General features: G+C 60.1%; 9 protein-coding genes. 3 read left to right on the forward strand and 6 right to left on the reverse strand.

Translation table 11 applies throughout. The features are described 5' to 3' along the window. The first annotated feature begins 405 nt into the window (after nucleotides 1-405). The 3 genes from kbl (at nucleotide 406) to ALFI_RS16910 (ending at nucleotide 2,844) form a co-directional block, all read left to right on the forward strand. On the forward strand, nucleotides 406-1,593 hold the full coding sequence (kbl, locus tag ALFI_RS07180; RefSeq protein WP_009598459.1) for a glycine C-acetyltransferase: 1,188 nt from the start codon (nucleotides 406-408) through the stop codon (nucleotides 1,591-1,593). 13 nt (nucleotides 1,594-1,606) lie between these two features. Continuing rightward, a complete protein-coding gene (locus tag ALFI_RS07185) occupies nucleotides 1,607-2,080 on the forward strand; it encodes an Lrp/AsnC family transcriptional regulator (RefSeq protein WP_009598456.1) in 474 nt (157 codons plus the stop codon). 281 nt (nucleotides 2,081-2,361) lie between these two features. Continuing rightward, nucleotides 2,362-2,844 (forward strand): hypothetical protein, encoded by a 483-nt coding sequence (locus tag ALFI_RS16910; RefSeq protein WP_014775332.1) that lies wholly within the window; start codon nucleotides 2,362-2,364, stop codon nucleotides 2,842-2,844. 14 nt (nucleotides 2,845-2,858) lie between these two features. On the opposite strand, the gene ALFI_RS07195 is transcribed toward ALFI_RS16910, so the two are convergent. The 6 genes from ALFI_RS07195 to ALFI_RS07220 form a co-directional block, all read right to left on the reverse strand. Continuing rightward, on the reverse strand, nucleotides 2,859-4,199 hold the full coding sequence (locus ALFI_RS07195; protein WP_014775333.1) for a sigma-54-dependent transcriptional regulator: 1,341 nt from the start codon (nucleotides 4,197-4,199) through the stop codon (nucleotides 2,859-2,861). Between the two features lie 2 nt (nucleotides 4,200-4,201). Continuing rightward, entirely contained in the window at nucleotides 4,202-6,799 is a 2,598-nt protein-coding gene (locus ALFI_RS07200) for a hybrid sensor histidine kinase/response regulator (RefSeq protein WP_014775334.1), read from the reverse strand. A gap of 209 nt (nucleotides 6,800-7,008) precedes the next feature. Continuing rightward, complete coding sequence (locus tag ALFI_RS07205) at nucleotides 7,009-8,328, reverse strand: ABC transporter permease (protein WP_014775335.1); 1,320 nt, start codon at nucleotides 8,326-8,328, stop codon at nucleotides 7,009-7,011. Between the two features lie 12 nt (nucleotides 8,329-8,340). Next, nucleotides 8,341-9,261: an ABC transporter ATP-binding protein gene (locus tag ALFI_RS07210; RefSeq protein ID WP_009598430.1), complete on the reverse strand. Its 921-nt coding sequence runs from the start codon at nucleotides 9,259-9,261 to the stop codon at nucleotides 8,341-8,343. 245 nt (nucleotides 9,262-9,506) lie between these two features. After that, nucleotides 9,507-11,537, reverse strand: coding sequence for a M13 family metallopeptidase (locus ALFI_RS07215; protein ID WP_014775336.1), 2,031 nt, complete (start codon nucleotides 11,535-11,537; stop codon nucleotides 9,507-9,509). A gap of 83 nt (nucleotides 11,538-11,620) precedes the next feature. Beyond that, nucleotides 11,621-12,883 (reverse strand): phosphoglycerate kinase, encoded by a 1,263-nt coding sequence (locus tag ALFI_RS07220; RefSeq protein ID WP_009598440.1) that lies wholly within the window; start codon nucleotides 12,881-12,883, stop codon nucleotides 11,621-11,623. Nucleotides 12,884-13,191: the final 308 nt, after the last annotated feature.

A 13,191-nucleotide genomic window follows, 5' to 3' on the forward strand; every position in this document is an offset into this window, starting at 1 on the left:
ATAGTTCGTAATTCATTGCGGTTTTACGGGCGTTGACCGGACGGCGAACGACGGCGAAGGTGTCTCGCATCATTGGAATCGGCCTGTCGGGCAAAAACGGTAGTAAAGGTACGAAAAAACAAGAGAACGGGAAAGAATACGAAAAAAATAAGCAAATCCGGACCCGAAAATCGCCGGGAGTACGGGAGATCCGCCGCACAAAAAAACCTCGGCCCCGCCGCACGGAAGGAGTGAACTGAGGGGCTGCGCAGGCCCGGCGGAGGCCGCAAGACGAAGCGGACTAACAATTCGTAACCCCAATCGTGAAAAAGAGCGCGGAAGAATGTCTGTTTTCAGAAATTAATCGTATATTTGCTAACAGATTGACACCTCCCGCACCGGAAATTCATCAAACCATAAACGGATATGTACGGAAAAATCAAAGAACATCTGCAGCAGGAACTTGCCGAAATCAAGGCTGCAGGGCTCTACAAGAGCGAACGGGTCATCGAATCGCCGCAGCGCGCGGAGATCGAAGTTGCAGGTCGTAAGGTACTTAATTTCTGCGCCAACAACTACCTCGGACTTTCGGACAACCCGCGGCTGATCGAAGCCGCGAAACGGGCCATGGACAACCGCGGCTACGGCATGTCGTCGGTGCGTTTCATCTGCGGCTGTCAGGACATCCACAAACAGCTCGAAAAAGCCATAGCCGACTACTTCGGCACCGAGGACACGATCCTCTACGCCGCCTGCTTCGACGCCAACGGAGGCGTCTTCGAACCGATTTTCGGTCAGGAGGACGCCATTATCTCCGACTCGCTGAACCATGCGTCGATCATCGACGGCGTGCGTTTGTGCAAGGCCGTGCGCTACCGCTACGCCAACGCCGACATGGCCGAGCTGGAGGAGTGTCTCAAGCAAGCGCAGGCGCAGCGTTTCCGCATCATCTGCACAGATGGGGTCTTCTCGATGGACGGCAATGCCGCGCCGCTGGACAAGATCTGCGCGCTGGCCGAGAAATACGACGCGCTGGTGATGGTGGACGAGTGCCACTCGGCGGGCGTGCTGGGCAAAACCGGCCGCGGCATCACCGAACTCTACGACCTGCGCGGTCAGGTGGACATCCTCACCGGCACGCTCGGCAAAGCCTTCGGCGGCGCCGTAGGCGGCTTCACGACGGGCCGCAGGGAGATTATCGAGATGCTCCGCCAGCGTTCGCGCCCCTACCTCTTCTCCAACTCGCTGCCCCCTGCCGTCGTCGGCGCCGGAATCGAAATGTTCCGCATGCTGGGCGAAAGCAACGAACTGCACGACCGTCTGGTGGCCAACGTGGAGCACTTCCGCGAAGGCATGATGGCCGCAGGTTTCGACATCAAACCCACGCAGTCGGCCATCTGCGCCGTGATGCTCTACGACGCCAAGCTGTCGCAGGACTTCGCCGCCCGGTTGCAGGACGAAGGGGTTTTCGTGACGGGCTTCTACTATCCGGTCGTGCCGAAGGGTCAGGCCCGCATCCGCGTGCAGGTCTCCGCAGGCCACACGACCGAACAGCTCGACCGCTGCATCGCCGCCTTCATCAAGGTCGGCAAAGAATTGAATGTCATCAAATAAAACCCTCAAGCCTATGCCGAAAACATCCTTAGACGCGATTGACCGCAAAATCCTCAAATACCTGATCAAGAACGCCCGCATGCCCTTTCTTGAGATCGCCCGCGAATGCGGCATCTCAGGCGCCGCGATCCATCAGCGCATCCGCAAACTCGACGATTCGGGCGTGATTCTGGGCAGCCGGCTGATCGTCGATCCCAAAATGATGGGCTTCGACGTCTGCGCCCACATCAGCATCACGCTCAAGGACCCGCAGCTGCTCAAGCAAACCGTGGAACAGCTCAAGGAGATTCCCGAAATCGTGGAGGCGCACTTCATCACCGGTTCGGGCAATATCCTCGTGAAGCTCTACTGCGTGGACAACGAGCACCTCATGCGCACGATTTTCGACGGCATCCTGCGCATTCAGGGCGTCTCCTCGACCGAGACCCAGATCTCGCTGCAGGAAGCGTTCCAGCGGCAGGTGAACATCGATTTTATCGAGGAATAGCATCCGGCGGAGAATCATCCGCTCTCCCCGCACGACGGAGACCCGATCGGGTCTCCGTTTTTTCGTGCCTGCGAGGGAAAGGGTGCAACCCGATTCGTTATCATATCCCGGAAAAACCCGCCGGGCCCTGATTTTCCGTACCTGCCGGGCGCCAGAACCGACATCCTGCAATATACCCCGAAAACCGCCCGCCCCCGGCCAAACGCCGAACCTGCCGGCACAAAAGGAAAGCGCCCCGCCTGAAAACAGGCGGGGCACCCCGGCAAACAATTGTTTAACTGATGATTATCCCGGAAGCCTATTCGGCGGACGAAGCCGGTGCTTCCGATGCGGAGGAGGAGTTACCCTCACTTGACCCTTCACTCTCAACCTTACTCTCCTCCTTTGCGGATTCTCCGGCAGTCGAATCCGTCTTTTCCGCATCGTCAGCCGCCGATTTCTCCTGCGTGTCGGCAGCCGGAGCCGCAGCTTCGGTCGCCTCTCTCTTTTCGGGCTGCTGGGCGCAAGCCATCGCTCCGCCAGCCATCAGCAGCAAAGCTGCCATCGTTACAATTGTCTTTTTCATCGCTTTTAAAATTAAAAGGTTCCTTTTCACTTCTTCGGTTCGGATATGTCTCGCCAACCGTTCTGATAAAATGGAGTTCAAGCGGCGTGCCATCCGGATAAAAAACGGCAAACCGCTGATAGACAGCGGTCGGCAAGGCACGCCGGAATCGTCCGGAGTGTGGAAAGGTGTGGAATCGCGCTACAAAGTGTGGAAATAATCCACACCCGGCGGCTATTCGATGCCGTAAAGATGCAACTTGTTGTAGAGGGTCTTGCGGTCGATGCCGAGCAGTTTGGCTGCCTGCGACTTGTTGCCCCCGGCCATCGCCAGCGCGCGCCGGATCTGCTCCTCCTCGCCGGCCGGATTGCGCAGCGGCACCGCAGGAGTTTCGGGGGCCTCGGACAACTCGGCGGGCAGTTCGCGGCAGGTGATGTAATCCCCTGTGCAGAGCAGCGTCGCGGACATCACCGCGTTCTTCATCTGCCGCAGGTTTCCGGGCCAGTCGTAGCGGGTCATGGCCGCGGCGGCCTGCGGGTCGAAGCCCACGATCCGCTTGTCCAGCTCCCGGTTCGCCGCATCGAGAAAGAAGTCGGCGAAAAGCATGATGTCCCCGCGCATCTGCCGCAGTTCGGGCATGCGGAGCGTGAATTCGTTGATGCGGTGATAGAGATCGGCGCGGAACGCACCGCGCGCGATGGCGGCTTCGAGGTCCTCGTTCGTCGCGGCGATCAGCCGGATATCGACCGGAATTTCGCGGCTGCCGCCCACGGGACGAATGCGCCGCTCCTGCAGGGCGCGGAGCAGCTGCACCTGCGTTTCATAGCTCAGGTTGCCGACCTCGTCCAGAAAGAGCGTGCCGCCGTTCGCGGCTTCGAAGGCGCCCGTCTTGTCGCCCACGGCTCCCGTAAACGAACCCTTGACGTGGCCGAAAAACTCCGAGGCGGCCAGTTCGCGCGGAACGGCGCCGCAGTCCACGGCCACGAAAGGCTTCCCGGCACGCCTGCTTTCGCGGTGAATCAGCTGGGCCACATGCTCCTTGCCCGTGCCGCTGGCGCCGGTCACCAGCACCGACATGTTGGTCGGCGCAACGAGCCGGACATATTCGTAAAGCCGCTGCGCGGCATCGCTGCGGCCCTCGATGTAATTGGGACGCTCCTCCCGCGGTTTCTTCGCCGAAGCGGCGGGAACGGGAGGCTTCTCACTGCCGGCAGCCGGGACGTCGAGCGCTTCGCGGATCTTTTTCAGCAGTTCGTCGGGATTGACCGGCTTGGCCACGTAATCCCGCGCGCCCAGCTTCATGCAGCGCACGGCGTTCTGTATCTCGGCGTAGCTCGTCATCACGATCACCGGAATCTCCATATGCTGCCCGGACATCCACTGCAGCAGGGCGATGCCGTCCTCGTCGGGCAGGCGCATATCGCTCAGCACGAGCGAGAATCCGCCCTCCGCGAGCGCCGTACGGGCCGCCGCGACGCTCGCCGCCGTCTCGGTTTGGAAGCCCTTTTTCGAGAGCCACGTCTTGAGCATCAGGGCGAAGGTGATATCGTCGTCTATGATTAAAATCCGTTCCATACTCAGGGCAAAGATACCTTTTTTTGCGCTTCCGCGACAATCGCGCGGATATTTTCCGCCGCCGCGCCGATCTCGCCGCGCAGGGCGTCGGTCAGCGGACCTTCCCAGCTTTCGGCCGTGCGCAGCGTCGCGGCAATGCCGGCCGCCCCCAGCATCGTGAAGATCGGCAGCATCTTGTGCGCCACGGCTTTCAGCGCGGCAATGTCGCCGCTGCCGAGCGCCTCTTCGAGCAACCGGCAATTCGCGGCGCTCTGTTCGGCGAAGGATTCCAGAATCCCGCGCGCCGCTTCCGCATCGTCGCCCGCATAGGCCGTCAGGGGGCCGAAATTCACACCGCCCTCCGAAACCTCCGGCGCATTGTCCGCCGCACCGTCCGCTCCCCTCTTGCCGACATGCCTCCCCGCACTGACGGGTTCTCCCGCGCCGACGACAATTCCCGCAGCGCCGCTCTTCTCCGCGCCTTCCGCATCCTCTGCGCTTCGGGCCTTTCCCGCGCCGCAAACGGCGTCCAGCACGGCAATCAGCTCGTTAGCCGTAAAGGGCTTGCGCAGGCATCCCGCAAAGCCGCGGTCCGAGAAATCCCCGGCTTCCAACTCCCCGCGTGCCGAAACCGCCACCACGGGAAGCGCGGAATTCACGCCGCGCACCGCCGCAAGGACGCTGAAACCGTCGGCCGACGGCATCTGTATATCGGTCAGCACCACGTCGAAGCCGCCGTCCGCGACCAGTTTCGCGGCATATTCGGGGTACTGACAGCACTCGGCTCCGACACCCGCCTGACGGCACATCGCGGCGGTCATTTCGAGCTGCAGAGGATCGTCGTCGATCAGCAGCGCCTTCACGCCGCCACGCACCGCCGGCACGCACGCTTCCGCAGGCCGCAGTTTGCGGCCCTCTCCGCCCGAAACGGGTCCCACCGGGATCGAAACGATGAATTTGCTCCCTTCGCCCAAACGGCTTTCGAGCGATATGGTCCCCTTCAGCAGTTTCACGAGCCGATCGACGATCGACAGCCCCAGTCCGAATCCATCGACGCCCTGCGCCGAGCGCAGACGCACGAATTCCTGAAAAATCCGCTCCTTCTCTTCGCGTCCGATGCCGCGTCCCGTATCGCGGACCGAGAAGACGAGCCGGCCCTGCACCACATCGACACGGATCGTCACCGAGCCTTCGTCAGTAAATTTCAGCGCGTTGGAGATCAGGTTGTCGGCGATCTGCCGGATACGGAACGGATCGCCCGCCACCTCGCGCCCGGCCGCCGGTTCGACGTCGAGCGTCAGCCCGATGCCCTTCGCCCCGGCCTGCGCCGCAAATCCGGCGCGGATCGTTTCGAACAGCTGCGCCGGGCAGAACGCGACCTTATCGACGTCCACCTTGTTGATATCGAGGCGGTAGAAGTCCAGCAGGCTGTTCACCAGCGCCAGCAGATGTTCCGACGACTCCTTCATGTTATGCAGGTACAGCTCCTCGCGCTTGTCGCCGGTCAGGCGCGAAAGCAGGTCGATATAGCCCATCACCGAACCCAGCGGCGCCTTGATGTCGTGCGTGATGGCCAGCATCAGCTTCTCGCGCGCCGCCAGCAGCGCTTCGTTGTCGCGGTTGGCCCGCTCCAGCGCCCGCCGGTAGCGGTTGCTGCGGTTGATGTCGCGCCACAGGATGCCGACGAACAGCAGCATGAGCACCACGGCCGCGACGGCGATCACGCCCAGCGTCAGCGACGAACGGCGGCGGATGGCCTCCGTCTGCTCGAAGCGGTTCATCAGAAAAGCCGTATCCTCGGCTTCGAAATCCATGATAAGGCGGTATATCTTCGTGTTCACCAGCTCGTTGCTGTACCGCAGGCGCATCCCTTCGTTCCACGCCCGGTCGTAGATGCCGATGCGGTCGCTGGTCACCCGGTCCTGCAGCGTCCGCAGCACCACCGCGATCGTATCCTTCACCTCCGGCGCAGGCAGCGAATCCACGACCCGTTCGTGACGGGAAATGATCATCCCGGCCTCCTCCTTCGGCGGGCTGAACAGGTCGGCGAAGCGGCGGAAGAACTTGCGCTTGCGCCGCGGGACGGTCACCGTATCCTGCACGACCACGCGCGAAGCGACGGTGTCCGCCGCCCGTACGACGACGCTGTCCCCGCGCGCCGCGCTGTCCGCCGGACCGATCAGCTCGCGGATATTCTTGTCCAGCAGGCTGGACGTGGCGGCCGAACGGATCGTCCGCCGCAGGCTCATCGTCCGCCGCTCCTTGTCGGCCAGAAGACGCACGATGCTGTCCAGACGCATCGTCTGCAGCGAATCCTCCGCAGCGGTCAGCCCCCGCAGCGAGTCGATCAGGCCGCGCACGGTGCGCAGCTCGCGTTTGTAACGGGACTCGTAGGACTGGTATCCGGCGATCATCAGCTGACCGTAACTCTCGGCCTGATAAAGATGGTAGAGCGTCTGTCCCGCGACGCTGCGTTTGGTATGGAGCAGGGAATAGCTGCCGTCGGGAGTCGAAAAACGCACCACCGTCCGGTAGACATAGCCTACCGAAAGGACGCAGACCGCGATCAGGATCGCATATCCCGCGAAAATCTTGGTTTTGACGAATTTCGACTCTTTCATGCCTTCAAAGACAAAGGATGCGGAGCGACATTCGGCGGAAATCTACGTTTGCACACTCCCCGATCGCCGGACCCTTTCGGACAAAGATACGAAAAACCCGCGAATCCGGAATCTCTTTCGTTCCCGGATCGCAAATCCGTCCCGCCCCGAAAACAAGCCGGGCCGTACGACGTCGTACGGCCCGGTATTTTCAGCGATCGCGGTACGGACTAGTACTTGTACCGAATCCACTTGTAAAGCTCCTTGAACGTCGGCTTTTTGCCGTACATGAAGATTCCCACGCGGTAGATCTTGGCCGCCAGCCACACCATCGCGGTAAACGAGGCGTAAAGGATCGCCAGCGAAAGGATCACCTCCCAGAGGGGAATGCCGTACGGAATACGCGCCATCATCACCACGGGCGAGGTGAAGGGGATCATCGAGAACCAGAAAGCCATCTGCGAATTGGGGTCGTTGATGACGGTTATCATCACCAGCAGGGCGAGGATGATCGGAATGGTGATCGGCGTCTGCAACTGCTGGGCGTCCTGAATGCTGTCCACGGCCGAACCCACGGCGGCGAACATCGCCGAGTAGAAGAGGTATCCGCCGAAGACGAACAGCAGCAGGTAGGCGAAGATGCGGAGGATATAGCCGAAATCGGTCACGGCGGCCATCACCTGCAGCATCTCCGGATTCATGTCTATCGACGCCGCGGCGTCGGGAACCCCTTGCTGCATGGCCTGCACCCCGGCCAGCACGTCGGCCGGCATCATGTGTACCGCCACGGCCGCGCCGACGGCGCAGAGCACGCCCCAGATCAGCACCTGCACCACGGCCACCGAAGCCACGCCGAGTATCTTGCCCAGCATCAGGTCGAAGGGCCGCACCGACGACACCATCACCTCCAGCACGCGGCTGTTCTTCTCCTCGATGACCGACTGCATGACCATCGACCCGTAAATGAGCAGGAACATGTAGAGGATCATGCCCAGCACGAACCCGACGCCGGTGGCGATGACCGACGACTTGGCCTGCGACTCCTCCTCCTGCGACTCGTCGTTGCGGAAGGTCTGCATGCCGACCGTGGTCTTCACCTCCTGCAGAATCTGCGAGAGGTTCTCGATATTGTACGACTTGAGTTTTTCGGCCTCGATGATCTCTTCGAGCTGCCCCGTGATATTGCTCTCGACCGTCAGCGACGACGACGAATTGACGTAAAGCTTCACGTTGTTGGGGTTGGTGAGGATGTCCGAGCCGATATAGAGCACGCCGAACTTGTCGGTCAGCTCCTTACGGGCCGCTTCGGTCGAGAGGTCCGTAGTCTGGAAGACCAGCTCTTCGCCGCTCTGCAGCTTCGGAGCGACCAGCCCGCTTTCGTCGATGACGGCGATCTGCTTCTCGTCGCCGCGCGAATACTTCATGATGAGCATCGGGGCGAACATCAGGCCGATCATCAGCAGGGGCATGAGCAGCGTGGTGATGATGAAGGATTTTTTGCGGACGCGCTCGTTGAATTCGCGCCCTATGATAATGCTGACTTGTGACATGATCGTATCGTTTTAAAGGTTTCCGTTTACGGCGCGGATGAAAATATCGTTCATCGAGGGAATGATCTCCTGAAACGAGCGCAGTTCGACGGCGTCGTTCACCGCGGCGATCACTCCGCGCACCTCTTCGTCGCGCTCGACGTGCAGTTTGAGCGAGGTGTAGACCGCCTGCGCCTGCGAGCCTTCCAGAATCTCGCAACGGCCGTCGACGGCATTGCGCAGCGCCTGTTCGTCGCCGCGGTAGAACACTTCGAAGATGTTGCTTCCATGACGGCGGCGAATGTCGTCCACACGGCCCGAAAGAATATTGCGAGACTTGTTTATCAGCGTGATATGGTCGCAGATCTCCTCGACGGACGACATGTTGTGCGTCGAGAAGATGATCGTCGCCCCCTTGTCGCGCAGCGCCAGTATCTCGTCCTTCAGCAGGTTGGCGTTGATCGGGTCGAAACCCGAAAAAGGCTCGTCGAAGATCAGCAGTTCGGGTTCGTGCAGCACCGTGACGATGAACTGCACTTTCTGGGCCATGCCCTTCGACAACTCCTCGATCTTCTTGTCCCACCAGTCCTGAATGCCGAACTTCACGAACCACTGCTTGAGCCGTACGACGGCCTCGCGGCGCGAAAGGCCCTTCAGCCGGGCGAAGAAGACGGCCTGTTCGCCGACCTTCATCTTCTTGTAAAGTCCGCGCTCCTCAGGCAGGTAGCCGATGCGGTAAACATCCTCAGGCGAAATTTCGCGGCCGCCGAACATCACACGACCGCTGTCGGGCGCCGTAATGCGGTTGATGATGCGGATCAGGGTCGTCTTTCCGGCGCCGTTGGGACCGAGCAGGCCGTATACCGAACCCTTGGGGATGGCAAGCGATACGTCGTCGAGGGCCTTGTGCCCGGCGTACTGCTTGGTGACATGTTCTACTGTAAGTAAATCCATAGTCGCTGCGAGTTATTTTTGGGGTTTGTTCAGCGACAAATATAACAACAATTTTTGAATATCAAAAAATATTTATCGTTTTTCGATAATTCACATCCGCCGCATACCCGCCCGCCACAAGGCGGCGGACCGGAGAGACCGGCCAGCCCCTCTGTAAAAGAAATCCCTAAAATCCCTATAAAAAAGGCGGCCGGGAGTCCCGGCCGCCTTCGATCGCAGGATGTTTCATCCCGCCGGACGATACCCTACCAGACGATCACACGCTCCTGTTCGGGCATGAACATGGCCCCGTCGGTAATGTCGAACGCATCGTAGAACGTCTGCAGGTTGCGCAGCGTGGCGTTCACGCGCCACTTGCCCAGCGAGTGCACGTCGATCTTGGTGAGACGGGCGATCTCCTCGTCGCGGATGTTCTGTGCCCACAAGGCCGCATAGGCCAGATAGAAACGCTGGTCGGCCGTGAAGTTGTCGATCGGCGCAGGCTCCGCGCCGTTCAGCGAGTTGTGGAACGCCGTGTACGCCACGCGCAGGCCGCCCTGATCGGCGATGTTCTCGCCCAGACTGAGCGAACCGTTGGCCATGACGGCAGGCTGGCCCTCCTTGGCGGGCAGCACCTCGATCGCATCGAACTGTTTCACGAGAATATCGGTCTTGGCCTTGAACGCCTCGGCATCCGCCTCGGTCCACCAGTTGTTCATGTTGCCGTCCTTGTCGAAGTTGCGGCCCTGATCGTCGAATCCGTGGGTCATCTCGTGGCCGATCACCACGCCGATGGCACCGTAATTCACCGCGTCGTCGGCGTCGGGGTTGTAGAACGGCGGCTGGAGAATGGCGGCCGGGAAGCAGATCTCGTTGGTCGTGGGGTTGTAGTAGGCGTTCACCGTCTGGGGCGACATGTGCCACTTCTCCTTATCCACGGGCTTGCCGAGTTCCGAGATATTGTCGGCCGTATACCAGCGGTTGGCATTGACGATGTTCTCCCAATAGCTCTTCGAGGGGTCGATCTCCAGCGTCGAATAGTCCTTCCACTTGTCGGGATAGCCGATCTTCACCGTAAAGGCGGCCAGCTTCTCCTGCGCCTTGGCCTTGGTGGCGTCCGACATCCAGTCGAGCGCCGCGATGTGCTGGCCGAGCGCCGTCTGCAGGTTCTTCACCAGCGTCAGCATGCGCTCCTTGTCCTTGGCGGGGAAGTATTTGGCGACGTACATCTCGCCGACAGCCTCCGACAACGTGCCGTTGGGCACCGACATCGCGCGCTTCCAGCGGGGTTTCATCTCCTGCTGGCCCGACATCACCTTGCCGTAGAAGTCGAACGACGCCTGCTGGAAGTCGTCGCTCAGGTAGGGTGCCGCAGCGTCGATATACTGCGCCGCGAGGTAGTAGCGGATATCCTCCAGCGGGGCGTTTTTCAGCAGGTCGTTGGCGTTGGCGACGGCCGACGGCGTGGTGACGATGATCGTCTCGAAGTCGCCGATGCCCATAGCCTTATAGTAGGCCTCCCAGTCTACGGCGTCGTAAATCTTCTCGAAATCGGCCTTCGCCGTGGGGTTGTACTGCGCGGGAATGTTGCGCAGCTCGACGTTCGACCACGACTTCTCGGCCAGCTTCATCTCGACGTTCATCACGCCGGCGACCGCCTTTTCGACGTCGGCTTCGGGAATGCCCGCAAAACGGAATATCCTGCCCAGATACTCCTTGTAGCCCTTGCGGATATGCTCGTTCTCAGGATCGAGGTAGTAGTCGCGGTTGCCCATCGTCAGCCCCGACTGCGAGATATAGAGGGCGTTGATGTCGCTGTTCATCAGATCGGCCTGCACGCCCACGCCGAAGAACGGATTGGCTACCGTCGTGTGGAGTTTGGCCACGATGCCGGTCAGCTGTCCGCGGTCCTCGACGGAGAGGATCTCCCCGACGGCGCTCTTCAGCGGCGCGGCGCCCTCGGCGTTCAGGCGCGTAGAATCGAGACCCATCTTGTAGAGGTCCGAAATCTTCTGCTCGACGCTTCCCGGTGCGGCGCTGATCTTGGTCATCTCCGAGAAAAGCTCGTTGATGCGCTTCTCGTTGTTGTCGCGCAGCACGTCGAACGAGCCGTAACGCGAATATTCGGGCTTCAGCGGGTTGTTCTTCTGCCATCCGCCCGTGGCGTACTGGTAAAAATCGGCGTCGGGAGCGACCGAAAGGTCGAAATTGGCCATGTCGATAGCCGGCGTCTTGGATGTATTCTGACAACTTGCCATACAAGCTACTGTTGCTGCAAAAATGAAAATCTTTTTCATAGGTTCGGGTTTTTAGTGACGACAGGGGTGTCCGTACTTGCCGGAGCACCCCTGTCTGTTCGTATCTCGTTCGGAAGCCCGGCTTATTTGCGGATGGCCGCAACGCCCGGAAGCTCCTTGCCCTCCATGTACTCCAGCAGGGCGCCGCCGCCCGTCGAGACATAGGAAACCTTGTCGGCCAGTCCGAACTTGTTGATGCAGGCTACCGAGTCGCCGCCGCCGATGAGCGAGTAGGCGCCCTTCGAAGTGGCTTCGGCGATCGCTTCGGCCACGGCGCGCGAACCGGTCGCGAATTTGTCGATCTCGAACACGCCCACAGGACCGTTCCAGAGGATCGTCTTGCACTTGAGAATCTCCTCGCGGAAGACCTTCTTGCCCTCGTCGGCGATGTCCACGCCTTCCCAGCCGTCGGGAATGTTGTTGGCCGGAGCGACGTTCGTATTGGCGTCGGCCGAGAATGCGTCGGCGATCAGCGCGTCGGGCGACATCACGACCTTCACGCCCTTCTCCTTGGCCTTGGCCAGAATGTCGAGCGCCGTCTGGAACTGATCCGGCTCGCAGATCGAGTTGCCGACCTTGCCGCCCTCCGCAGCCGCGAAGGTATAGGTCATACCGCCGCCCAGCACCAGCACGTCGACCTTTTCGAGCAGATTCTCGATGATGGTGATCTTGGTCGAAACCTTCGAACCGCCCAGAATGGCGCAGAACGGACGCTCCGGATTGAGCATGATGCCGTCGATGGCCTTCAGCTCGTTCTCCATCACGTAGCCGAACATCTTGTCGTTGGGGAAATAGTCGGCGATCAGGGCCGTCGAGGCGTGTGCGCGGTGCGCCGTGCCGAACGCGTCGTTGATGTAGCAGTCGGCATACGATGCGAGCTTCTTGACGAACTCCTTCTGCGGACCCTCCTTCAGCGCCTTCTTGGCGGCCTTCTTCTCCTCGTCGGTGGCGTCTTCGGCCAGACCGCGGGGCTTGCCCTCCTCCTCGGCGTAGAAACGCAGGTTCTCCAGCAGCATCACCTCGCCGGGCTTGAGGTTCTTGGCCATCTCGGCGGCCTTCTCGCCCATGCAGTCGCCGGCGAACATCACCTTCACGCCCAGACGCTTCTCGATGGCGGGAACGATCTGCTCCAGCGAGAACTTGGGATCGGGATTCTTCTTGGGACGTCCCAGATGCGACATCAGGATCACCGAACCGCCCTTTTCGAGCACTTTCTTGATCGTGGGGATCGCCGCACGGATACGGGTGTCGTCCGTCACCTCGCCCTTTTCGTTGAGGGGCACATTGAAATCCACGCGGATGATTGCGCGCTTGCCTTTGAAATCGTAATTGTCGATTGCGAACATAGCTCTTTGATTTTGAATTATTTTGATGAATTGATCTTTCAGTTCCTTATTCCGGGGCAAATTTATGAAAAATCTCTGGAATAACCTCGAAAAACGGGAGAAATGACGCTAAACGACTTAATATCAGAGTTGCTACGGTGTCAAATGATGACAAGCCGAAAAATCGGAAAACGCAAAGAAAAGCGGATTTAAGAAGAAGAATGGTTTGCAAATCATTACCCGTGAAAGAGTAAGATTTAACATATGAGAGATGCTATTGCACCGTTTGTCACCGATTTGCGTATCAAGGTCTAACTCGTTGATATTTA

Source organism: Alistipes finegoldii DSM 17242 (assembly GCF_000265365.1).
Classification (GTDB): Bacteria; Bacteroidota; Bacteroidia; order Bacteroidales; family Rikenellaceae; genus Alistipes; species Alistipes finegoldii.

Excerpts from the sequence above, each read along its gene's own strand:
- ALFI_RS07215 (WP_014775336.1), bottom strand. The coding sequence starts at position 11,537 with ATGAAAAAGATTTTCATTTTTGCAGCAACAGTAGCTTGTATGGCAAGT.
- kbl (WP_009598459.1), top strand. The coding sequence starts at position 406 with ATGTACGGAAAAATCAAAGAACATCTGCAGCAGGAACTTGCCGAAATC.
- ALFI_RS07200 (WP_014775334.1), bottom strand. The coding sequence starts at position 6,799 with ATGAAAGAGTCGAAATTCGTCAAAACCAAGATTTTCGCGGGATATGCG.
- ALFI_RS16910 (WP_014775332.1), top strand. The coding sequence starts at position 2,362 with ATGATTATCCCGGAAGCCTATTCGGCGGACGAAGCCGGTGCTTCCGAT.
- ALFI_RS07220 (WP_009598440.1), bottom strand. The coding sequence starts at position 12,883 with ATGTTCGCAATCGACAATTACGATTTCAAAGGCAAGCGCGCAATCATC.
- ALFI_RS07185 (WP_009598456.1), top strand. The coding sequence starts at position 1,607 with ATGCCGAAAACATCCTTAGACGCGATTGACCGCAAAATCCTCAAATAC.
- ALFI_RS07210 (WP_009598430.1), bottom strand. The coding sequence starts at position 9,261 with ATGGATTTACTTACAGTAGAACATGTCACCAAGCAGTACGCCGGGCAC.
- ALFI_RS07195 (WP_014775333.1), bottom strand. The coding sequence starts at position 4,199 with ATGGAACGGATTTTAATCATAGACGACGATATCACCTTCGCCCTGATG.
- ALFI_RS07205 (WP_014775335.1), bottom strand. The coding sequence starts at position 8,328 with ATGTCACAAGTCAGCATTATCATAGGGCGCGAATTCAACGAGCGCGTC.